The 22,143-nt window shown below is 39.3% G+C and carries 19 protein-coding genes; 12 read left to right on the top strand and 7 right to left on the bottom strand.

Annotated features, from left to right (window positions below):
* Positions 1–311 precede the first annotated feature (311 nt).
* Both ACDG22_RS00355 and ACDG22_RS00350 read left to right on the top strand, forming a co-directional pair.
* Positions 312–2,999 (top strand): TonB-dependent receptor, encoded by a 2,688-nt coding sequence (locus ACDG22_RS00355; protein ID WP_270230061.1) that lies wholly within the window; start codon positions 312–314, stop codon positions 2,997–2,999.
* A gap of 45 nt (positions 3,000–3,044) precedes the next feature.
* Positions 3,045–4,268 (top strand): hypothetical protein, encoded by a 1,224-nt coding sequence (locus ACDG22_RS00350; RefSeq protein ID WP_007571054.1) that lies wholly within the window; start codon positions 3,045–3,047, stop codon positions 4,266–4,268.
* Positions 4,269–4,306: 38 nt separating this feature from the next.
* On the opposite strand, the gene ACDG22_RS16515 is transcribed toward ACDG22_RS00350, so the two are convergent.
* Positions 4,307–4,507: a hypothetical protein gene (locus ACDG22_RS16515; protein WP_185150239.1), complete on the bottom strand. Its 201-nt coding sequence runs from the start codon at positions 4,505–4,507 to the stop codon at positions 4,307–4,309.
* 4 nt (positions 4,508–4,511) lie between these two features.
* On the bottom strand, positions 4,512–4,820 hold the full coding sequence (locus tag ACDG22_RS00340) for a hypothetical protein (protein WP_270212976.1): 309 nt from the start codon (positions 4,818–4,820) through the stop codon (positions 4,512–4,514).
* On the opposite strand from ACDG22_RS00340, the gene ACDG22_RS00335 reads away from it, so the two are divergent.
* From ACDG22_RS00335 to ACDG22_RS00320, 4 genes are all read left to right on the top strand, one after another.
* Positions 4,762–4,902, top strand: coding sequence for a DUF4113 domain-containing protein (locus tag ACDG22_RS00335; RefSeq protein ID WP_235776976.1), 141 nt, complete (start codon positions 4,762–4,764; stop codon positions 4,900–4,902). The two genes, ACDG22_RS00340 and ACDG22_RS00335, sit on opposite strands and share 59 nt — an antisense overlap.
* Before the next feature lie 382 nt (positions 4,903–5,284).
* The gene (locus ACDG22_RS00330) at positions 5,285–6,130 is read left to right on the top strand and encodes a hypothetical protein (protein WP_007571051.1); all 846 of its coding nucleotides are present in this window, start codon (positions 5,285–5,287) and stop codon (positions 6,128–6,130) included.
* A 25-nt stretch (positions 6,131–6,155) separates the two neighbouring features.
* On the top strand, positions 6,156–9,005 hold the full coding sequence (locus ACDG22_RS00325) for a hypothetical protein (protein ID WP_040312184.1): 2,850 nt from the start codon (positions 6,156–6,158) through the stop codon (positions 9,003–9,005).
* Positions 9,006–9,252: 247 nt separating this feature from the next.
* Positions 9,253–9,438, top strand: coding sequence for a hypothetical protein (locus ACDG22_RS00320; protein ID WP_040312183.1), 186 nt, complete (start codon positions 9,253–9,255; stop codon positions 9,436–9,438).
* An 86-nt stretch (positions 9,439–9,524) separates the two neighbouring features.
* On the opposite strand, the gene rmuC is transcribed toward ACDG22_RS00320, so the two are convergent.
* Positions 9,525–10,895, bottom strand: a complete 1,371-nt coding sequence (rmuC, locus tag ACDG22_RS00315; protein WP_227994705.1) for a DNA recombination protein RmuC — start codon at positions 10,893–10,895, stop codon at positions 9,525–9,527.
* Positions 10,896–11,149: 254 nt separating this feature from the next.
* On the opposite strand from rmuC, the gene ACDG22_RS00310 reads away from it, so the two are divergent.
* The 3 genes from ACDG22_RS00310 to ACDG22_RS00300 all read left to right on the top strand — a co-directional run bounded on the left by ACDG22_RS00310 (position 11,150) and on the right by ACDG22_RS00300 (position 13,807).
* The gene (locus tag ACDG22_RS00310) at positions 11,150–11,422 is read left to right on the top strand and encodes a co-chaperone GroES (protein WP_007571044.1); all 273 of its coding nucleotides are present in this window, start codon (positions 11,150–11,152) and stop codon (positions 11,420–11,422) included.
* Between the two features lie 35 nt (positions 11,423–11,457).
* On the top strand, positions 11,458–13,095 hold the full coding sequence (groL, locus tag ACDG22_RS00305) for a chaperonin GroEL (RefSeq protein WP_007571042.1): 1,638 nt from the start codon (positions 11,458–11,460) through the stop codon (positions 13,093–13,095).
* 244 nt (positions 13,096–13,339) lie between these two features.
* On the top strand, positions 13,340–13,807 hold the full coding sequence (locus tag ACDG22_RS00300) for a nucleoside deaminase (protein WP_118485253.1): 468 nt from the start codon (positions 13,340–13,342) through the stop codon (positions 13,805–13,807).
* 425 nt (positions 13,808–14,232) lie between these two features.
* Here the strand turns inward: ACDG22_RS00300 and ACDG22_RS00295 are convergent, their stop codons facing one another.
* The 3 genes from ACDG22_RS00295 to ACDG22_RS00285 form a co-directional block, all read right to left on the bottom strand.
* Positions 14,233–14,733: an NUDIX hydrolase gene (locus ACDG22_RS00295; RefSeq protein ID WP_085960436.1), complete on the bottom strand. Its 501-nt coding sequence runs from the start codon at positions 14,731–14,733 to the stop codon at positions 14,233–14,235.
* Between the two features lie 252 nt (positions 14,734–14,985).
* Entirely contained in the window at positions 14,986–16,791 is a 1,806-nt protein-coding gene (locus tag ACDG22_RS00290) for a glycoside hydrolase family 2 protein (RefSeq protein ID WP_007571039.1), read from the bottom strand.
* 21 nt (positions 16,792–16,812) lie between these two features.
* Positions 16,813–18,873: a beta-L-arabinofuranosidase domain-containing protein gene (locus ACDG22_RS00285; RefSeq protein WP_370858746.1), complete on the bottom strand. Its 2,061-nt coding sequence runs from the start codon at positions 18,871–18,873 to the stop codon at positions 16,813–16,815.
* A 224-nt stretch (positions 18,874–19,097) separates the two neighbouring features.
* On the opposite strand from ACDG22_RS00285, the gene ACDG22_RS00280 reads away from it, so the two are divergent.
* The 3 genes from ACDG22_RS00280 (at position 19,098) to ACDG22_RS00270 (ending at position 21,399) form a co-directional block, all read left to right on the top strand.
* Entirely contained in the window at positions 19,098–20,192 is a 1,095-nt protein-coding gene (locus ACDG22_RS00280) for a glycoside hydrolase family 43 protein (RefSeq protein ID WP_270230063.1), read from the top strand.
* Between the two features lie 569 nt (positions 20,193–20,761).
* Positions 20,762–20,893 (top strand): hypothetical protein, encoded by a 132-nt coding sequence (locus ACDG22_RS00275; protein ID WP_270230064.1) that lies wholly within the window; start codon positions 20,762–20,764, stop codon positions 20,891–20,893.
* Between the two features lie 29 nt (positions 20,894–20,922).
* Positions 20,923–21,399: a lipocalin family protein gene (locus ACDG22_RS00270; protein ID WP_007571034.1), complete on the top strand. Its 477-nt coding sequence runs from the start codon at positions 20,923–20,925 to the stop codon at positions 21,397–21,399.
* 89 nt (positions 21,400–21,488) lie between these two features.
* Here the strand turns inward: ACDG22_RS00270 and ACDG22_RS00265 are convergent, their stop codons facing one another.
* Positions 21,489–22,133: an FKBP-type peptidyl-prolyl cis-trans isomerase gene (locus tag ACDG22_RS00265; protein WP_007571032.1), complete on the bottom strand. Its 645-nt coding sequence runs from the start codon at positions 22,131–22,133 to the stop codon at positions 21,489–21,491.
* Between the last annotated feature and the right edge of the window lie 10 nt (positions 22,134–22,143).

Here is a 22,143-nt window from a genome sequence, read left to right as displayed (position 1 = left end):
GGAAAAGTGATTTCTATATGTGCATTAAATAATCAGCTTGTTTGCCGGAATTTATCCTGATGTTTTTTTTTATTTTGTACAAAAAAATAAAAAATATCATCATGTTTTTACTAAAAGAAGCTGATAAATTTTGAAGGGTAAATGAATATTCTTGATTAGATCTTATTTTAAACTATAAATTGGAATTTTCCTCCAGTAAGATATTTCAGTAATACAAACGTAATTGGCTTGTAAGTAAATCATCAAAAGGATGCAATCGGCACGAAATATCACCGCTCTATTTTTGCATCAGAAAAAATTAGTAGCGAAGGATGATTAAAACTAACAAGATGTTTCTTACAGCTTCGGCGATGATTTTAAGTGTCAGTGCCCAGGCTTTTACTTTAAAAGGTGTGGTTGTTGATAACTCAACGAAAGAGCCGCTTATCGGAGCAACTGTTCAAGTAGGTGGAACCACGACAGGAGTTATTACTGATATCGACGGACGGTTCGAAATTAAAGATATAAAAGGCAAAACATGTACGCTGATTGTACAGTATGTTTCGTATAAGACACAGGAAATTATCGTAGAAAAAGGGCAGAAGGATGAGTTGGTTATAGCACTTGCTCCCGATAATCAGCAGCTTGATGAGGTTACGGTGGTAGCCAGGAAGAATCTGGAGAATGAACGTTCGTTGATGATGGAGCGTCAGAGGTCGAGTGTAGCTATCGAAAATATCGGGGCGAAGGAAATGAGTACAAAGGGAATTTCCAATGTAGAAGAAGGCGTGAAGAAGATTACCGGTGTGTCGGTTGCTTCGGCTGGACAAATCATTGTACGCGGACTGGGTGACCGTTACAGCACGACGACATTGAACGGGTTGCCTATTGCTTCTCCCAATCCTGACCATAAGTTGATACCGCTTGACTTGTTCCCGTCTTCTACCGTGAAGAATATTACCGTAAGTAAAGTCTATGAGGCCAATTCGTTTGCCGATTATTCAGGTGCACATATCGACATAGGTACAAAAGAGCAGACTGGTGAAGATTTTTTCAGCCTTTCGTTTAATACCGGGGGCAAGTTCAATACTTTAGGAAAAGATACTTATCAGATGGATCGTGATGGAACTTTGTTTAAAACTCCGTCACTCGACAATAAGTTACGTGATATGTCGCTAGTGGATTTTGAGGAATATGCCGGAAAAAATCAGTTGTTCAATACCAGTTTTGATGTATCTCGCAGTAAGTCTTTACCTGAATTTGGTGGAAACGTAGGGTTCGGAAAGAATTTTGATATAAACGGGAATACTCTTAGCTTGCTGGCTTCAATGGGGGTAAGCAATGAACAGCAAACGATGCTTGATGCCAGTGTACGTACGCTGGAGGCTACCGGAACCACATTGAATGATTTCAGTTATGACAGTTATTCCAGTGAACTGAAGATTGCCGGATTAGGTAGTCTGGGATATAGTTTCCGTAAGCAAGACCAGTTGAATTATACTTTTTTCTATGCCCGCAATGCGATAGACAATTACATGCTTCGTGAAGGATATGATTATGAAGATCATAACTTGATTGGAAGCAATAACGTAACGCATGTCTATACACTGCAAAACCATCAGTTGGGTGGAAAACACTTTTTCGGTGACAAATGGAGTATGAACTGGAGTGGTTCGTATAGCAAGACTTCGAGTGATGAACCCGATCGCCGGCAGATTATGTTTATCAGAGAAGGTAATGAAATCAATTTGTTTAAGTTGAACCGTCAGGAAACCATGCGTTATTTTGGTGTACTTGATGAAAAAGAATGGGTAGGCAATCTGTCGGGTGACTATAAATTTGGAAACCAGAACAAGTTGCAGGCTGGATTTACTTACAAGGACAAGACACGCGACTATAGCTCAACTCGCTTTTACTATAATTTGAATAAGTTGAATCCGGTGATTGGAGGTGAAGAGGATATTTATACACCTTCCGGTTTCCTGAATCAGGAAGCTATAGAAAGTGGACTTGTTTCCATCTCACGCTCTCAGCAGCCCAAAGACAGTTATACAGCTGGAAATAAAATTTATGCAGGATATATTTTAGCTGATATTTATCCGGTAGAAGCTCTATTGGTGAATGTGGGAGTACGCTATGAAAGCAGTAAGCTGTGGGTGAATTATGCAGAAGACGGAGGAAAGTTGCAGCGCCGTGACTTAAACAGTAACGATTTGTTTCCTGCCATGAACTTACGTTATCAGCTGGATAAAAGAAACAGTTTCCGTTTTTCATTCTCGCGTACAGTGACGCGTCCTTCATTTATCGAAATGGCTCCTTTCCTTTATCAGGAATCGTATGGTTCGGCACAGATCCGAGGTAATGCAGATTTGAAGAACGGTTATAACTATAACCTTGATTTGCGTTATGAGTTCTTTGGAGAAAATGGTGACATGTTCTCGGCAACAGCTTATTATAAACATTTGGAAGACCCTATTGAGCAGATCCAGCAATTGTCGGGAGGAGCTACTATCCATTCGTTCCAGAATGCCAATAATGGTATGGCTGCCGGTCTGGAGGTTGAATTCCGTAAAGAACTGATACGTGATTTACGTTTGGGAGCCAACGCTTCGTTTATGTATACTGACGTAAAGCTTCCCGAAGGAGGAGCATATACCAATACTCAGCGTGCTTTGCAAGGAGCATCTCCTTATCTGGTGAATGCTGATATCACTTATACTCCGCGTCTGGACGATGTGAAACAGTTGAGTGCAGCTTTGGTCTATAACCTGCAAGGTCCTCGTATTCAGTCGGTCGGTATTTCCGGACTGGGAGATGTCAAGCAGCAGCCGGTACATACTATGAATTTTGTAAGTAGCTTTAAATTCAATGAAAAAGTTTCATTGAAACTACAGATAAACGACTTGCTTAATCAGCCTGTTGTCTTCAAACAGGAAGTTCCCTCTACAGGAGAAAAGGTAGAAGTTGAGCGCTTCAAACGTGGAAGCAGTTTTGAAATCGGTGTGACATATAACTTATAATCAAAATAAATTCTAAACAACTAACTTAAACAAAACATTTTGAGTATGAAAAAGAATTGGAAGTTTGCAACAATGGCATTGATAGCTGGCGTATCTCTTTTTGCAACCTCTTGCAGCAGTGATGAAGATCCTGTCAATAATCCGGGTGATGGAGGAGAAGATACCTATGTTCTTAACAGTGACATTACCGAAAATGTAACGTTGGAAACTGGAAAAACCTATACACTTAGCGGAGGTGTTCATGTTAAATCGGGAGCAACTCTTACTATCAAGCCGGGAGTTACTATCGTAGCACAGCACGATGAAACAGTAGATTATATTCTTATCGAACAGGGTGCTAAGATTGATGCGCAGGGTACAGCTGCACAGCCTATTGTTATGACTTCTGAAAAGAAAGAAGCAGGAGCTTGGGGAGGTTTGCATATCTGCGGTTATGCTCATACAAATAATGGATCGGGAAAATCAGAAATAGGTAATGCACCTTATGGAGGAAACAATGATGCTGACAACTCTGGTACATTGAAATATATCCGTTTGGAATATACCGGATATGCTTTTGATGAAGAACATGAAGCAAACGGAGTTTCTTTCTATGGTGTTGGTAATGGAACTACTGTAGAACATTTGCAGGCTTATCAGGGATCGGACGATGGATTTGAATTCTTTGGAGGTTCTGTCAATGTAAAATATATGGTTGTGACAAGCTGTAGTGACGACTCTTTCGACTGGACTGAAGGATGGAACGGGAAAGCACAGTTCCTGGTTGCTTATCAGGAAGGTGAATCTTCACTGGGATATGCTTGCGACTGCCTGATGGAATGTGACAATAATGGTACTAACAATGCGGCAACTCCGGTTGCACATCCGACAATTGCCAATGCTACTTTGATTGGAAACGGTGGAGATGCTCAGGGAGTACGCTTGCGTGCCGGAACTCAGGTAGAACTTTACAATACAATCATAACAGGCAAAGGCAAACCGCTGACTGTAGAAACAAATGAAACAGAGAATGCTTTAAAAGATGGTACTTCAAAACTGGAGTATGTTGCTATCAGTGGTGAATTGTCATCTAAGCAGGGAATCTATACAAATGCAGACTTTGCTCAGGCTACTGGCAATCTGACAAATCAGGAATTCTCATGGACAGGCAAATATGTAGGTACTCTTGACGGAGGAAAAGATTTGTCTGCAGACAGCTTCTTTACTAAAACCGACTATAAAGGTGCTGTAAAGAGCGGTGACGACTGGACTTCTGGTTGGACACTATAATATCAAGTCTTGCCAAGAGGCATACGAACTTCTGCTTTTTATCCGGAACCGGTTGCTGATGACCGGTTTCGGATTAATTTCCCCCTGACTCCGGCTTGTCCGAACTCTCCAGCCTCGAGGAAGCTGTCGCCAACTTTTCTTCCGAATGTGTGCGCAAGCTCCGTATGCAGCATAGCTGTTGCACGGAAATAACAGTCTTTGCCTATACCAGTCGTTTCCGTCTGGATCTTCCGTAGCACTGCATCAACCGCACCATCCACTTGCAGGTACCGACCAACGACCTCCAGGAGCTTGTAAGCACCGCAGTCCGGGCACTCCGTATGGATTTCCGTAAAGAGGGGGGATATTTATATAAAAAGCCGGTGTCATTGTCTGGAACATAGTTCCTGACTCTGCCGTCCAGACCAACCTTTTTGATACCATAGACCGTGAGAAGCAGTCACGTCTGGCCGCTGCCATAGATGCCATCAACCGCAAGAACGGCCACAATACCATTAAGGTAGCTGTCCAGGGCACTACGGACAAGTCGTGGCATCTCAAATGCGAACACATCAGCAAGCAGTACACCACCAATCTGGATGATATTATAATGATTTATTGTAATGGTGATAAAAGAGAAAAGGAGGCAAAATAACCTCTTTTCCTTTTAAAAGGTAGGACTATAATACAAGTACTGTCAGCCTTCAAAACTTGTTTCATAATTTCTCCTTATCTATTTCGTTCCTACTTCAGACAAGTTATAATACATGCTATATAGCATGTAAAATACCTTTTTTGCAGATGTTCTCAATCTTTATGTTTTGTTAATGTTCTTTATGTCAGTAAAATACCAGTTACTAACTAATAAAAGGGACCGTTTAAATGTAAGCATACCAGTCTTTTCAGCGACATTTTGACAGACAGTCATGTGTTTTTAGGCAGATATAAGAAAATTCTTTCTGCGTTAAACCTAGCATCCGATTTTTCCATCTTAAAATATTTATCTACATTACGACCAAATCTAATACTATTAAATTATGAAACTGAAAGTACTCATTTTATTATTTGTACCTTTCATGCTTGCAGCATGCAGGGACGACGATAACCCACGTAGTAGGCCAAACTTTGTAGAGACCTCATTTACCGATATCAGCGGAGAGTTGACAAATGATTATGGAGAAGAAGTTCTGACAGACAGAAACACACTCTACGGAATATCTGTACGGCTGGATAATCTTCATACATACTCTTATGGATTATTTGACGACTTAAGCAAGGCAGTAGTACGCCGAGATGCAAATCAAGAATATTGGTTTAAACTGACAGTAGTACCTAACGGAAAAACATTATGCACACAAGATGAACAAGGAAACTATGGAGACCTGTTTACAATATATGATGACGGTAAACTGCAAAACTGCCCACTCAGTAACACCTTTATCTACTGTGATACTACTATTGCGCGTAACGGATTCCAGGAAGATATTCAACCACGAAAAAGTTATCCATACGACATTTACGTAGACATGGATAGAGTTTTCAATACTGCCACAGAACAAAGATTTGTCTGCTACAAATACAATGGCCACATCCGCTTCTTTGCCTATAATCTTTCACAAGGCAGATTTGAAATACACATGAACGAGATGGACAAACAGTTCTTCCTTACCCCAGAGAAACAAGAGTGCATCCTTCCCTTTACCCTACTAAACAGATTCCCATTTCCTACAGCGATGTGCAGAGATTATGCCAGTGAAGCTACATTCCAAGTGAGATACATAGATGAAGAACGACAAATCGACCGATGGATGAATAAATCCGTAATTGTACACAGAGACGAACAGAATATCTTTTTGTTGGATGTAAATGAATTTACAAACTGATTGTTTAATCATAATTTATACGACTATGAAAATAACAGGTAATTTTAATCCCAAAACCGGAACAGAAGAAGAGTATACCGTTGATTTCGAACAAGAACTAACACAAGATACAATTTTTAATTGTAATATTTGGGATGAAGTAAAAGGAGAAGCAGGATTCTTTTCTGCTACCATAGATAAAAAACTACCTTCTAACTTTTACCAAGTATCTTATAGAAAAGGGACTAAATCTTTTAAATTTAAAATTTTTTGGGTTGAAGAATGTAAAGACGCCCAAATTTCTATTAATGGAATAAAAGGTACAATACTCAATTATGTAACTAAGTTGTTTGCTGTCACAACCCCTACCTTGACCTTACAAACAATTCCCCCGGAAATTAAATTAGGTATGAATATATCTTGTGAAACCTTATTGGGAAAAGACTATAGCGATGAAAAACAATATCAAATTGAGCAAATATGGGATATACCCAATCAACTTTTTAAAAAAATTGGAACCCCAGGAGTTAATCGCAACCATCTTTATCAAACCTTGCAAGCCATAGAATTAGGACAAGGACTCATCAATTTATCTGTCAAAGTCCAATATTTAAACAAAAACATGATAAAAGCTACTGTAGGCAAAGGATGCCTGAATGTAGAAGTAAAGAATCCCTATACATTAACAGCCAACAAATCTTCGACCTGCATTGGTAGCTATGTAACATATACTATCAATGGCTTACAAGGTGGAGAAAAGATTGTATGGAAAGCTGTACAACATGCGAAACTTTACAGTGGGCAAGGAACAGGTACTGCTGTATTTCAAGCAACAGAACAAGGTTATTTAAATGTGAATGTTACTATTCAATATGAACAAGCAAGTATTCCATTAAACTCGAATGAAGTCTGGTCGGGAAAACCAACTATCAATACCAGCCTTGAAACATCCCACGTAATGACAGAACGAACCCCGGTTATCATAGACGCAAGCAATGAGTTCTTCCATTACAAAGGAGGCATATCCTATGCCATAGAGAGCGAAGATGCAGAATACGTTACCGTTACAGAAACGGATAAGAAGTTTAAAGTAGAAACCACCATCCCCGGAACCCAACGAGGAGAAATCAAACTGCGCCTGAAGGTATCGAACGACTGCGGAGAAGTATCGAATCTGCATACCATCGCGTATGATACATTGCCCGGCTTGGAACCTGCCAAAGCCATTGATTTATTTTCGGCCAAGGAGCATGAATTTTCATGTGTCAGAACATATGATATGGTGAAATATGTAGGGAATCTGCAAACTTTCCAAATGTTCTTTTCTTTTACATTGGAGCGTAAAGCTACGATTAAGTATATACGCCCATTCTGCACAGAAGAAAAATATTTAGGATTCCGCATATTCGACAGAAAGGATGAAGACCTTGAAATACCATTATATACGCACGAAGCATCGGATACCTACATGACCATAGATAATATGCCATCAGGAGAATACATGATGGCATTGGATGTAGTACGTAATCATTCCGACAAGCTTGAAATTCTATTCAGTGGCTTTATTGGCGGCAGTAGCCCAACTCATCCTTATGTAATAAAACCGAATGAAAACGGTTTTAATTTCAGCGACTGTAGAAGCACAGAAACGTATGATGCCAATTTCTACTATAAGAATGAGCAAGGAGAATCTGTAGGTTCGGTAGCCGGAACACATAATACTTACTACATTCTTACATTGGAAAAGCCCATGAAGCTGATAATCCATACAGCCGATTCGAAGGTTAGCACAGAATTTCACATCATGCAAGGAGAACCTTATGACTGGAAAGTGCTGTATCACGAAACTGGAGGAAATTATCGTATGGAAGAAATACAAGCCGATCCGGAAGTATCGGAGGAATTGAAATCCATGCTATTGAACTCCCTTTCGGCTGGACAGACTTATGTAAAACGGCTTTTCCCCGCTGGTGAATACCGCTTTGTATTGAATGGGATCAAGAAATCGAACGGAGGACTATACAACGGATCCCTTAATTTTAATGTCATAGGATTACCTATCACCGGAAAATCTTTTGATACAGCTTTTGATTTGGGAACTTTTAAAGAACATGAATTCCATTTTAGCCAGATTTTCAGTGATGTACAAGCACACAAAGAATTGGGTATACAAAAACTGTATTACCAGTTCCACATGGAAAAGAATGTCAATTTTATGTTGAATGCCAAAAGTAAATCCTCTTTTCTGCCCATTGTTCTTTATAACTCAAATAAGGAGCCAATGTCAACTTCTGAAACAGAAGAGGGAATCTGCATTAATGATATGCTGGGAGGCAGATTCTATTTTACTATAGATATTGCTTCTGTGGCAGAAGATGAACTGGAAATAGTAGGAAAAGGTATGTTCCGGGGACGAGATCCTTACTTCTCCTATAATTTAGGTACACATGATAAAGATTTCACTATTTCGGACACAATCAACACAGCTGTTGGAGCATTTTATGAAACATTCATTTATACAGATGAAAGCGGAAATCTGGTCTATCCAAATGAACCAGAAGCGCGTCATGTGTATTATAAAATCACACTACAAAAAGAAATGCAGCTTATTATACATACGACATATTCTGAAATCCCTCTCACCGAGTTGCATATTATGATAGGGGAACCCATTGGATGGAATGTTTTGTATTACAAGGATTATGGTTGTGAAGGTATTGAGAATGACCCGGATATTCCGGAAGAAATAAAACAGAACATTACATTCGGACAGATTTGTGTAAAAATCAACCTACCTGCAGGAGAATATAAATTAGTAGTAAATGGAACCAAACGGACAAACGCAGGCTCCAGAAATGGAGTACTGGTTACAAATATAATAGGTAAGGTTATCTAAAAAGTGGAAAGCTTTCGAAAAAGTTTGTGAGAGGGTTTCTGTTTTCGTCTGGATAAGGTAGTCTTTAAGTAATCCTTCACATATTACGTGAGTTTGAAATAGAATTATAATACCCGCCATTGACAAAATATACATCAATGGCGGGCTTCTTCTCAGAGAAACGGTATTCAGAGATAGCTGACAATGAATTGGCAATGAAATAGCGTGAAAAAGATAACGCGAGTGTTATTATCTGTGTGCTACCAATTTGGATGATATTATAATGATTTGTTGTAATGGTGACATGACAAATCAGGAATTCTCATGGACAGGCAAATATGTAGGTACTCTTGACGGAGGAAAAGATTTGTCTGCCGACAGCTTCTTTACTAAAACCGACTATAAAGGTGCGGTGAAGAGCGGTGACGACTGGACTTCTGGTTGGACACTATAATATCAAGTCTTGCCAAGAGGCATACGAACTTCTGCTTTTTATCCGGAACCGGTTGCTGATGACCGGTTTCGGATTATTTTTGCCGGTTATTCGCTTTCGTCCTTGTCTTCATCCTGACTGATCAGGCGTGAAGATAGTTTCTTTTTAGGGGTAATTCCCAGTTCTTTCAGCATTTCTGCCTGACGGATCACATTGCCTTTTCCTGCCGATAATTGTCCGAGTGCAGTATCGTAAGCTGCTGAGGCAGTCTTTAATGTTTCACCTATACGTTCGAATGTTTCGGTAAAGCTTACCAGTTTTTCGTATAAGGCAGTACCCCTTTTTACTATTTCCTGGGTGTTTTTTTCCTGATATTCTCGTTTCCACAGATCGAGTGCCAGCCTGAGTGCCGCGATCAGGTTGGTAGGACTCATCAGCACGACCTTTTTCTTGTAGGCATAGTTCCAGAGATTCGGATCTGTTTGCAGGGCCAGTACATAGGCTGGCTCGTTAGGAATGAACATCATTACGAAATCGAGCGAGGAGATATTATATCGGGAGTAGTCTTTCTGACTTAGTTCGTCGATATGAGCTTTTACGGAAGATAAATGAGCTCTCAGGTATTGCTCCTGTTCACTACGTTCAGAGCTGTTTACATAATTGGCATAGGCTGTGAGTGAAACCTTTGAGTCGATGATTACCTGACGGTTGTCGGGATACTTTACCAGAACATCTGGTTGCAGGCGTTGGCCGTTTTCGTTACGTAAAGGTTCTCCATGTTCATCTTTTAAAAATTCCTGACGGAAATACTCTTCTCCTTCCCGCAGTCCGGAGTTTTCGAGAATCGATTCCAGAATCATTTCTCCCCAGTTTCCTTGTGTCTTGGAATCACCTTTCAGCGCACGGGTCAAGTTATTGGCTTCGTCACTTATCTGCTTGTTCAGTTGTACCAGTTCCTTAATCTTGTCTTCCAGTGAAAAACGCTGCTTCGATTCTTTGTCGTACACCTCGGCTACCTGATGCTTGAATTCGTTCAGATTTTCTCTGAAAGGATTTAATAAGTTGCTGAGGCTTTCGGCACTTAGTTTATTGAATGATTCTGCCTTCTGTTGGAATATTTTGTTGGCGATGTTTTCAAATTCCAGGTTGAACTGTTTATGCAGATTTACGATTTCTTGTTTTTGATGGTCGAGTTTTTCTTCGAGTGCACGCTTTTCCGCCTGTAGGGCAGCTACCTGCCGGTTTGCTTCTACGACCAGTTTTATGTTATTTTCTGCCTGATTTTGTATGCGCAGATTCTCTTCTCTGTATCTTTCTGTTTCGGTTGCATGTTGCTTTTTTTCTGCTTCCAGCAAGTCTTCATGATGCTTTGTTTGTAAATATAGCTGAGTCTTTAATGAATTTAACTGGCGTGAAGCTATGAAATATCCGATAAGTCCTCCGATAAGGAGCGTAATGATAAGGTAAAGTATTTCCATTTTCTGTAGATGTTGTTATGTTTGGAATGTAAAGATACAGTTAAAGTTTTAATCGAAGCTAGTCTTGATTTGATATTTTAGAGGAACGCTGAGATTCTGTTTGGCAAGTATGTCAGTAGAAAAAGTGGATTTTGTCAGAAAAACCATGTCAGAATGTCATGAAAGAAGTCTGGCACGTTTTTCGTAACAAGTCAAATGTCCGTTTCAAGGATATAAATAAAATGTATATATAAATAAGTAAAAATATAAAGACTATGAACATTAAACCATTAGCAGACAGAGTCCTGATTCTTCCGGCTCCTGCAGAAGAAAAAACGATTGGTGGTATTATCATTCCTGATACAGCAAAAGAAAAACCATTGCAGGGTGAAGTTGTGGCAGTAGGAAATGGCACAAAGGATGAAGAAATGATATTGAAAGTTGGCGATACAGTATTGTATGGAAAATATTCAGGTACTGAAATCGAACACGACGGAGTAAAATATCTGATGATGCGTCAGAGTGACGTTCTCGCAGTTTTGGGATAATTCATAAGTTGAACTTTTAAAACATTAAGATTATTATGGCAAAAGATATTCTCTTCAACATTGATGCTCGCGATCAGTTGAAAAAAGGTGTAGACGAATTGGCTAACGCTGTTAAAGTAACTCTCGGTCCGAAAGGTCGTAATGTTATCATCGAAAAGAAATTCGGTGCTCCTCATATTACAAAAGACGGTGTAACAGTTGCTAAGGAAGTAGAATTGAGCGATCCGTTCCAGAATACAGGTGCACAGTTGGTTAAGTCTGTAGCTTCGAAGACTGGTGATGATGCTGGTGACGGTACTACAACTGCTACTGTATTGGCTCAGTCTATCGTGGGTGTAGGCTTGAAGAACGTTACTGCCGGTGCAAATCCGATGGATTTGAAACGTGGTATCGACAAGGCTGTTGCTAAAGTTGTAGAATCAATCAAGGCACAGGCTGAAACAGTTGGTGATAACTACGATAAGATTGAACAGGTTGCAACTATTTCTGCAAACAATGATCCGGTTATCGGTAAACTGATTGCTGATGCAATGCGTAAGGTTTCTAAAGATGGTGTAATCACTATCGAAGAAGCAAAAGGTACTGATACTACTATCGGTGTAGTAGAAGGTATGCAGTTCGACCGTGGTTATTTGTCAGCTTACTTCGTAACTGATACAGAAAAGATGGAATGTGTGATGGAACACCCATACATCTTGATTTACGATAAGAAGATTTCTAACCTGAAAGATTTCTTGCCTATCCTTGAACCGGCAGTTCAGAGCGGACGTCCTTTGTTGGTTATTGCCGAAGATGTTGACAGTGAAGCATTGACAACATTGGTTGTAAACCGTCTGCGTGGCCAGTTGAAGATTTGTGCAGTGAAGGCTCCGGGCTTCGGCGACCGTCGTAAAGCTATGCTGGAAGATATCGCAGTATTGACTGGTGGTGTAGTTATCAGCGAAGAAAAAGGTTTGAAACTGGAACAGGCTACTATTGAAATGTTGGGTACTTGCGATAAGGTAACTGTTTCTAAGGAAAATACTACTATCGTAAACGGTGCTGGTCAGAAAGAGTTGATTCAGGAACGTATCAACCAGATTAAGGCTGAAATGAAGAATTCTACTTCTGATTATGATAAAGAAAAACTTCAGGAACGTCTGGCTAAATTGTCAGGTGGTGTAGCTGTTCTTTATGTAGGTGCTGCCAGCGAAGTAGAAATGAAAGAAAAGAAAGACCGTGTAGACGATGCGTTGTGTGCTACTCGTGCTGCTATCGAAGAAGGTATTGTACCGGGCGGTGGCGTAACTTACATCCGTGCTATTGACGCATTGGAAGGCATGAAGGGTGACAATGCAGATGAAACAACTGGTATCGAAATAATCAAGCGTGCTATTGAAGAGCCGCTTCGTCAGATTGTAGCCAATGCCGGAAAGGAAGGAGCAGTGGTTGTACAGAAAGTACGTGAAGGTAAAGGTGATTTCGGATACAATGCACGTACAGATGTTTACGAACACTTGCATGCAGCCGGTGTTGTAGATCCTGCTAAAGTAACTCGTGTTGCACTTGAAAACGCAGCTTCTATTGCAGGAATGTTCTTGACTACAGAGTGTGTCATCGTAGAAAAGAAAGAAGAAAAACCTGAAATGCCGATGGCTGCTCCGGGTATGGGCGGTATGGGTGGCATGATGTAATCTTCCCCCCTTTTCTATAATAAAAAACGGAAACCTCTCGTTCTGGGAAATCTAGACGGGAGGTTTTCTTGTTTTTGGAGATATTGTTTTTTAATTGATAATGCTTTTTTCTGACTCTGACTCTATTTTGTGCCTTCGGAAGTAAAAAGGTTTATGTGGAAAGAGATTAATTGGCTTTCAGTTTCTATTTTCTGATTTTTTTTGTATCTTTCCAAATAGAGATAAAATGTTAGGAGGAATTGATATGACAAAAGAAGAACTGATGCGTAAAGCCATAGAACTTTCAGTACAAAATGTAGCTGAGGGAGGAGGACCGTTTGGCGCAGTTATTGCTAAAAATGGTGAGATTATTGCGATGGGAGTAAATCGTGTAACTCCAGATTGTGACCCTACGGCACATGCTGAAGTTAGTGCTATCCGTACGGCTGCAAAGATATTAGGGACTTTCGATTTGAGCGGGTGTGAGATTTACACTTCCTGTGAACCCTGTCCGATGTGTCTGGGAGCTATTTACTGGGCACATTTAGATAGAATGTATTATGGAAATAGTAAGAAGGATGCTGCTGATATAGGTTTTGATGACGCCTTTATATATGAAGAACTTGATTTGAAACCGGCAGACCGTAAGCTGAAGTCTGAAGTGTTATTGCCTGAGGAGGCTATTAAAGCTTTCCGTGATTGGGAAAATAAAACTGATAAAGTAGAATATTGATATCGTTTAAAATTAGAAAGCACCACGGATTACGCTGATCTCGGAAATCTGTTATCGGTTTTTGAACAGTGTAATCTGTGGTGCTTTTTTTGACACACAGCTTAATTTCTTATTTGCTTGTAATTTACATTTTCATTGCTTTTTTCAGACATGCTGATTAATCAGTGCTGTTATCGTGTCATCGTTTCCCAAATCTTCACATGGTTTTCTTCCATGATGAGGAAACTTTTTACGAATAGTTTTTTAAGCTTCTCAATCATCTAGAGTAGTCTTGTTTTATGTTTTGCAACACAAAATTACATCTTTTGAGTATATGTTGTTATGTTGTATAGCATATTTTGACCTCTCTTTGTATAATTCTTGATGTAAATCAATTTTACAAGCGAAAAATGAATAATAATTGGGTACTGTCAAATAATGATTGCTTAGAACTTTAATCTTGCAAATTCACTTTCGAAGTTGGGGGTAAATACTCCCTTTCCTAAATTGTTTTTTATTTCTTCTATTGACCAGAAACGCCCTCCGTCAAGTTCGTTGCTGGGAGAGATTTCTCCGTTATAAATAGTACGATGGCAGAATACCAGTTCTTTTTCTCTGTCCGACTCAAAAACATAATGTGTAAGCAGTTCGAAAGTAAAGTCGGAAATGCCAAGTTCTTCTTGAGCCTCTCTTTTTAAGGCCATTTCCACACTCTCACCTAAGTCAATATGTCCTCCAACCGAAGTGTCCCATTTATTGGGCTGAATATCTTTCCATGCAGGACGTTTTTGTAAATATAGCTCACCCTTATCGTTGAAAACATGCAGATGAACTACCGGATGGAGTAATTTACTACCACTATGACATTCTTTTCGTGTAGCAGCTCCTGTGATATTTCCTTCCTCATCTACTATCGGAAACATTTCTTCATTGTTGTCGAACATAATTATTGTCTGTTAAATGTTAGTGCTTTATTTATTGTTGCAAAGATACTAATTTTAGTGAGACAAGATTGGATAAGGCAAGAAGGAAAGGTATATAGAAGAGGCTGAATTCTATCGGGGATACGGATCAGAATTCAGCCTCAGGCTAGTGATTTCTTAATCAGAAATTTGTATTGTTATTCTATTGAAAACTTTTTAACTTAATTATTTACCTATTGTCAATTATTGTCTATTGGATATTCTGAAAAAATCTTTTTACTTTAAGTTGGTATGTGAAGAAGGAATCAGTTCGAAAATACTTTTGATTCGTTTCATGTCAAATTTAGGAGTACGGTCATAATAATAAATACCGTTTTTCTCTTGCTCAACATCTGTCAGCTGAGTGTAACAGAATCCCATTACATGCTTAGCTCCTTTCAGTGCTTCTACCTGTCCTTGCAAACGTGTATAAAACTCTTCTTCTGTCTGTGGAAGATTACCATATCCCCATGAGTTTTTACGTTCTTCGGGAGCCATCCATCCTATACCTCCAAATTCATCAACCATATAAGGTTGTCCTTCATATACGGCCAAATATTTTTTATCGCGGCTGTTGCGATAAGGTTCTTCTCCTTCCTTAAATATTAACTGTTCTGATAAACGCGTACCATCTTGTTCATAATTGTGGACACTCCAAATATCAGTCAATACATGATCATCTCCACTTGCATCGTTGATAGGACGAGTAGAATCCATAGCTTTTGTCATGTGGTAGATGTCACGGATTAAGCGCGGATAAGAACCGTCACGGCTTCCCCATGTTTCATTGAAAGGAGTCCAGGTTACTAATGATGGGTGGTTACGGTCGCGTACCACAATTTCACTCCATTCACTGATAAAGTTACGTGCCGCAATTTCATCGTTCACATCCATTACCCAGCTTGCACTTTCTCCCCAGGTAATGTATCCCAGTTTGTCTGCCCAATAATAATAACGTTCTTCGAATACCTTCTGATGTAAACGTGCGCCATTGAATCCTGCATTTTTACCTAAAATAATATCATTTTTAAGCGCTTCGTCTGATGGAGCAGTCCATATTCCGTCGGGGTAATATCCCTGATCTAATACCAGTCTTTGGAAATAAGGCTGGTTGTTCAGGTAGAATATTCCATCAGAAATATGTATCTTACGCATGCCGGTATATGATTCGACTTTATCAAGCACTTTTCCTGATTTGTCTTTAACCAGATAAGTCAGTTCATACAAGAATGGTGATTCCGGCGACCATAATTTCATGTTCTTGACCGGAAGTACAATGCATGTGTTGTTAGAGCATGTTGCCTGCTTTTTACTGATAACCTTATCACCGTCTTTCAGTATGATTTCTAATATGTTATCCGATTCCTTGTAAAAGCTGGGGGTAGCTACTAATTGTTTCTGGTCGATATCTGTGCGTATAACCATATCTTTTAAACCTTCTGAAGCAACGGCTTCCATCCAGACAGTTTGCCAGATACCTGTGACACGGGTATAAGAACAACCTCCTGAGAAAAAGTTTGTACATTGTTTTCCACCGGTTTGTTTTCCTCCTCTTAAATCATCTTTTACTTGAATAACCAGGTTATGAGTGTTTCCTGCCTGTACAAATCGTGTAATATCTATTGCAAAAGATGAGCTTCCTCCCCAGTGTTGCTGAATTTTCTTTCCGTCAATGTATATTTCGCACCAGTAGTCTACGGCACCGAAATTCAGGAATATTTTCTTTCCGTTCCAGTTAGCTGGTATGGAAATTTTTCTTTGATACCACATACAGTTTATAAAGTCTGTATGTTTCACTCCAGACAATTCACTTTCCGGACAAAATGGAACTATAATGTTCTTGCTGAATTTTTCCGAATTCTGAAGCTGACGGTCAACACCGGACTGTCCGAAATCAAAATCGAAGGTCCATGTACCATTCAGGTTAATCCAGTCTTCCCGTTCAAATTGCGGACGTGGATATTCTTTGCGAGGCAAATCATTAGCTTTAACATTAAATGCTAATGCCAGAAAAAGCGCAGCTGTTGTAATTAGTTTTTTCATCGTTTATTTAGTTTGGGTTAATTATTCGTAAGTATTGGGAAAAGCACTGATACGCAAACGTGCTGCTCCCATAGGTATAAGAGTTATGTTTTCTTTTTCTCCTTTAGGCGCATTCGTTTCTGGTAGTTCATGACAAAGTCCATACTGATCTACCTTCCATGAAGGTACTTTACGGCCTATTGCTTTGATTTCTATTGGACAACTTTCCTGAGTAAATGGGAAGTTGTTATCAGGCCAGTTTTTCCGAATAACTTCAAAATTCTTTAAAGCATTTTCTTTATCCAGAACAAGAGAATAATTCCAGGCTGATGCAGGGAATATCTCAAATGAAGGCCAGTTTTCTGCATCTGCATCGTTTTGCCATTGTGAATCTCCGATAGCAGTCTGACGGCTGTCACGCTTAATGTATTTTTCTTGTATCTTTAGCGAGAAGGTCAGGGGGCCGTAATCGATACTCACACTGTTTTTATTGACTTGCCATGTGCGTAAGTTTAGATGCATCGGCACATTCAGCTCTATGACATCATCGTTGCTCCATGTTCGTTGGATACGGACATATTGTCCTGCTATTAATGAAGTCTTTACCTTTTTACCATTAATTTTGATGGAAGCGTCTGGACTCCATGATGGAATTCGCAGATAAAGAGGGAAATCTACATTTTTTTCTGTCTGGACTAATAGTTGTATAGACTCTTCGAAAGGATAATTGGTCTTTTCTATAAGTTTTATTTTCTGATTATTCCCAACTGTAATATCCGCCTGGCAGGATGCATATAGGGCGAGTGCTGCTCCGTTGTCGGGAGTTGCCAATACAAGGTGTTTGGCATAATAAGGCCATCCTTGGGTATGATTATGCTGACAACAACGACAACTGAAAGGATTCATTGCTAAAAATGGTCCAGAGTTGTCAATTCCGGGGTGGTGGTTTTGCGCATCGCTGGTAACCTGGTTAGGACTAGTTATATAACGCAGTGCTTTAAAGTCGGGCATTGTTGCAGCCGGATAGGTATTGAATGCAACATCTTCACAGTTTTCAGCCCAAAAAGGATCACCTGTAATTTTTAGCATGATTTCATCAGAGGCCATTTGTTCTACCATACCACAGGTTTCAACTCCTTGTCGTGGATCAATATATCCCATGCGAGCATTTTCGTCAGCTCCAAACATGCCTCCCGGAACTTGTCCAAAGGTACGTCTGATCAGATGATGTACATTATAACTAGCTGCCAGCATAGCAGAATCTTTACTTAGTAAGTAATAGGTAGCTGGCTCTCTGAAGCATTGAGCTATATTTACGTTATGCCAGTTGGGCAATGATGAAGGTTTTGTCCAGTCGGCTGTATTACGGTGTATTTTCTCAGCAAGTTCAAGGAGAAAAGCTTCACCTGTATGATTATATAACCAATATACACTCAGCAGATTATCTCCTCCGCGGCTGTTTTCCCAGTAATCTTCCAGAAATTTTTCATCAGCCAGATTAAGCTGCCATTTAAAATAGTTGGTCATTAAGTCAAGTACCCGGGAATCATTGGAATATTCGTAATATGACTGCAAGCACCAGAGCATAATCATCTGTGCCCAAAGTTCAGGCTTGTCACCTCTCATATTAATAGGACCGAATGAACCATCAGGACGCTGACTTTTTAAGGTTGCTTCAATCCAGATTTTAGCTTCATCAATCATTTTTTTGTCTTTTAGGATATACGCAAGATTGCCATATCCTTTGAGCCAGTAAGGAACCTCTTCCCATCCGTGATCTCCTTGTGTGGTAAGCCATGCATTATTATTTTTTTCCAACCATGCACTGATTTCATTCAGGTGGCCGGTTAATCCGTCTCTCTGACGTATCAGATACTCTTTCAACCAACCTTCGGGTTGAATACTTCCGACGGGTAGTTTTATGAAGTGTTGGGGCAATAACGGCAAACGATTATTGACATAATTAGAGGTGGAATTACCAAGAACTGGTTTTTCTACCATTGTAATGCTTTCATCCTGATGGGGCGCTTTTATCTGTCCACAAGAAGATAGCAGTATGATTACCGTGGAATAAATAGCTGTTTTGATATTCATATTTCTCATAGCTAATCGATTTTTTTCTCTGTTGCAAAAATTGTGTTTTTAAGAAAGAATCAACAAAAAAAATAAGTACATTAATGAAAAAAACTGACCATTTTTGTTTTACTGACAATAAAATTTGAATCTTTGGAGTGAAAAAGATAAATTTTACGTACTTTTGACAAAAAAGTAGGCATTTATTTTCTAATGTTCTGTATTATTTTTGTTTCTCTAGATATTTTTAGTTTATGAAATTGAATATAATTTTCTTTTTAGGGATAGTTGTCTTGGGGGGATTATCATGTACGGATTCGGGGAAAAATCAGTTAAAAGTAGAGGATGACTATTTTATTAATCCTATTTTTTCTTCTGGAAGTAATCCTAATGCTTTATTTTATGGAGGAAAGTATTATTATACTCATGAAACAAATGATATGATTCTACTTTGGGAAACTAATGATATAACAGATATGGGTAGTGCTGTTTGTAAAGAAGTTTGGCGACCTACTGATCCCAAGAGTATGCATAACTTGTGGGCTCCGGAGATACATCGGATTAATGATAAATGGTATATTTATTATGCTGCTGATGACGGAAATACGGACAATCATCAAATATATGTATTAGAAAATGATGCACGAACTCCGATGGAGGGAGCTTTTAAACAGAAAGGTCCCATTATGACTAATCAGGAATGGAACTGGGGAATACATGCATCTACTTTTGTGCATAAAGGTGTGCAGTATCTTATTTGGTCAGGATGGCCTAAGCGACGCATTATGGAAGAAACCCAATGTATTTACATTGCAAAAATGAAAAATCCATGGACTTTAGACGGAGAACGTATTATGTTATCTTCGCCGGAATATAACTGGGAACGGCAGTGGGTTAATCCTGATGGAAGTCGTACTGCCTATCCGATTTATGTAAACGAAGCTCCTACATTTTTATATTCTAAGGATAAGAAAAATTTGATTATATATTATTCAGCTAGTGGATGCTGGTCTCCTTATTATTGTATCGGAATGTTAAGCTGTAGTGCTGATGCTGATTTATTGGATCCGAAGTCTTGGAAAAAAACAACAGATCCGGTATTTTATCAATCTCCGCAAGACAGTGTGTGGGGACCAGGCAGTCCGTCATTTATCCCTTCTCCAGATAGTACAGAATGGTATATGCTTTATAATGCAAGAAATATACCTAATGGAATTACCGGAGAAAGTGAGAGTAGAACACCACGCTTACAGAAGATTTCATGGGATGAGAATAATATGCCGATATTAGGTAAGCCTGTCCGTTTAGGAAAGCCATTACCTAAGCCTTCGGGTATCGTTAAAAAGTGATTTAGAGATATAAAAAGACAACCTAGAAACTTTTAAGGTTGTCTTTTTTGTGTAAATATGATAGTAGTCTGTTCGTAATTTTGTTGATTTGTTTAAATATTTTGCCTAAACCATAATCATCTGAATATTGCTAGTTTGAAGTATTCTTTAATTCTGGTACAGTTTGATACTGCTTTCTGAATGTACTTTTTGGGAGAGTTGCATGGTGTATCTCTTTGCCGTATATGGACTCTTGTCAGCCGTAAGTGAAGTTGGCATGTGTTATTATTAGATGTGATATTTGTTTTTGAGGATTATATTTTGTTTATTCAAATTACTATTTCTATGTGTATTCGAATCTCCTGTTTGTTTAGATGTCAGGAGGTATTCTTGATAAAGAAGGCAAAAATATAATAATTTTAATTCATTTTCTGTGCAAAAAAATTTTCTTTCCTCTCTTTAACTTACAAAGAATCTTATGTGGCAATAGCGGGAAGACCGATTTGCGGCTTTCTGTTATGAACCTGCCTAAATATATGGAATTCAGAACGGAACCGGAGGTTATCAAACCCGGATAGGAAGCAGATATCGTGATAAGCGTCGGCGCTTCGAAACTTGTCGGAAAGCCTGAAAAGTTTCATGCTCCGCTGATTCTGGATGGAGTAACAGGACGTCCAAGCGACAGGACACTCAGTATTGAGATTAATTTAATCGATAAATGAAATAGTAAAAATATAATTGATAAGATATTATGAAAAGTAAAATAGTTAAGATTTTGATGTTGCTTGTCATTTCGCTGACAACCTTCTCATGTAGCGAAGACGAAGTATTGGAGCCTTCTCTTGAAGTAACACCTATTACACTTCAGGGCACATGGAAGCTGGCAGAACTGAATGGCGAACAGTTGCCCGAAGATTTCTATATCTATATAGAGTTCGACCGCAAAGGAAACTTTGAAATGTATCAGAAGCATGACAGCATGTATCCACGTTATATCACAGGTACTTATTCGGTTGAGAAAGATGGCCATTATGGATACGTTCTCAGCGGAAAGTATGATTATGAAAACGGCGACTGGAACAACGAATATATCGTAACAGATTTGATGCAGTCAGGCTCAATGGTATGGACAGTAAAAGAAGGTACTGAAGTATCTAAATACGTACGCGTAGACAAAGTTCCTGATGAAATAGTAGAAGAAGCAAAGGTTGATGCTGACGAAGAATAATAAAGCTGCACAACGATAAAGCATAAAAAAAAGAGAGAACGTCAAATCGGCGTTCTCTCTTTTTTTGTCATGTCAAGATATAATAAATTTTATTCTTGTTTCATTTTCCGCGATCTGTCATCCGGTCCTTTCGGGTGGATGACTTTTTCTAAACGAAGGTCGAATATCAGCGTAGAATATGCAGGAATAACATCACGCTCTACCGATCCATATCCCATACCATTAGGGATATACAGTTCGACATGCTGTCCTTCTTTCATCTTCAACAGAGCAGTTGTCCAGCCTGTAATTACACCTGAAGCCGCAAATGATCTGGGTTCGTTTACCATTCCATTCCATTCTCCAGAGAAACTTTCATCGAAGACCGTTCCGTTTATTAATTTTCCGCGATAGTGGACACTTACCATATCAGTCGACATAGGAGAAATTCCCAGAGGTTCGATATTATCTTCCGGAAAGAGCTTCATATACACATAATCGTTTTTCCCCGGAGTGTAGTCCTGATAGCCCAGATCCTCTGAAGCATCGCTCTGTAACTTATAGTTCAATACTTTTTCCCAATGTTCTCCGGCAGGAGGATTCGCGCAAACGGAGGCGATAGAGTCGATATAGGCATCGTTGCGCACTGCCCAGTCACTATACGGATCGGCCGTTTGTGTATCTTCACTGCAAGAAGTAAAGCCTGCACTCAGTGAAACAAGGATGCCTAACAACCATAATATATTTTTATTCATGCACATTCAA

Origin of the sequence: Phocaeicola coprocola, from assembly GCF_041333015.1 — a bacterium.
GTDB lineage: Bacteria > Bacteroidota > Bacteroidia > Bacteroidales > Bacteroidaceae > Phocaeicola > Phocaeicola coprocola.
The sequence above is the reverse complement of the archived record's forward strand: the minus strand, read 5'-3'. Positions and strand labels throughout refer to the sequence as shown.

What these genes read in the sequence shown, in the direction of transcription:
- ACDG22_RS00285 (WP_370858746.1), bottom strand. Translation starts at nt 18,873, where the DNA reads ATGAGAAATATGAATATCAAAACAGCTATTTATTCCACGGTAATCATA.
- ACDG22_RS00325 (WP_040312184.1), top strand. Translation starts at nt 6,156, where the DNA reads ATGAAAATAACAGGTAATTTTAATCCCAAAACCGGAACAGAAGAAGAG.
- groL (WP_007571042.1), top strand. Translation starts at nt 11,458, where the DNA reads ATGGCAAAAGATATTCTCTTCAACATTGATGCTCGCGATCAGTTGAAA.
- ACDG22_RS00330 (WP_007571051.1), top strand. Translation starts at nt 5,285, where the DNA reads ATGAAACTGAAAGTACTCATTTTATTATTTGTACCTTTCATGCTTGCA.
- ACDG22_RS00270 (WP_007571034.1), top strand. Translation starts at nt 20,923, where the DNA reads ATGAAAAGTAAAATAGTTAAGATTTTGATGTTGCTTGTCATTTCGCTG.
- ACDG22_RS00300 (WP_118485253.1), top strand. Translation starts at nt 13,340, where the DNA reads ATGACAAAAGAAGAACTGATGCGTAAAGCCATAGAACTTTCAGTACAA.
- rmuC (WP_227994705.1), bottom strand. Translation starts at nt 10,895, where the DNA reads ATGGAAATACTTTACCTTATCATTACGCTCCTTATCGGAGGACTTATC.
- ACDG22_RS00265 (WP_007571032.1), bottom strand. Translation starts at nt 22,133, where the DNA reads ATGAATAAAAATATATTATGGTTGTTAGGCATCCTTGTTTCACTGAGT.
- ACDG22_RS00355 (WP_270230061.1), top strand. Translation starts at nt 312, where the DNA reads ATGATTAAAACTAACAAGATGTTTCTTACAGCTTCGGCGATGATTTTA.
- ACDG22_RS00350 (WP_007571054.1), top strand. Translation starts at nt 3,045, where the DNA reads ATGAAAAAGAATTGGAAGTTTGCAACAATGGCATTGATAGCTGGCGTA.
- ACDG22_RS00340 (WP_270212976.1), bottom strand. Translation starts at nt 4,820, where the DNA reads ATGTGTTCGCATTTGAGATGCCACGACTTGTCCGTAGTGCCCTGGACA.
- ACDG22_RS00310 (WP_007571044.1), top strand. Translation starts at nt 11,150, where the DNA reads ATGAACATTAAACCATTAGCAGACAGAGTCCTGATTCTTCCGGCTCCT.
- ACDG22_RS00280 (WP_270230063.1), top strand. Translation starts at nt 19,098, where the DNA reads ATGAAATTGAATATAATTTTCTTTTTAGGGATAGTTGTCTTGGGGGGA.
- ACDG22_RS00290 (WP_007571039.1), bottom strand. Translation starts at nt 16,791, where the DNA reads ATGAAAAAACTAATTACAACAGCTGCGCTTTTTCTGGCATTAGCATTT.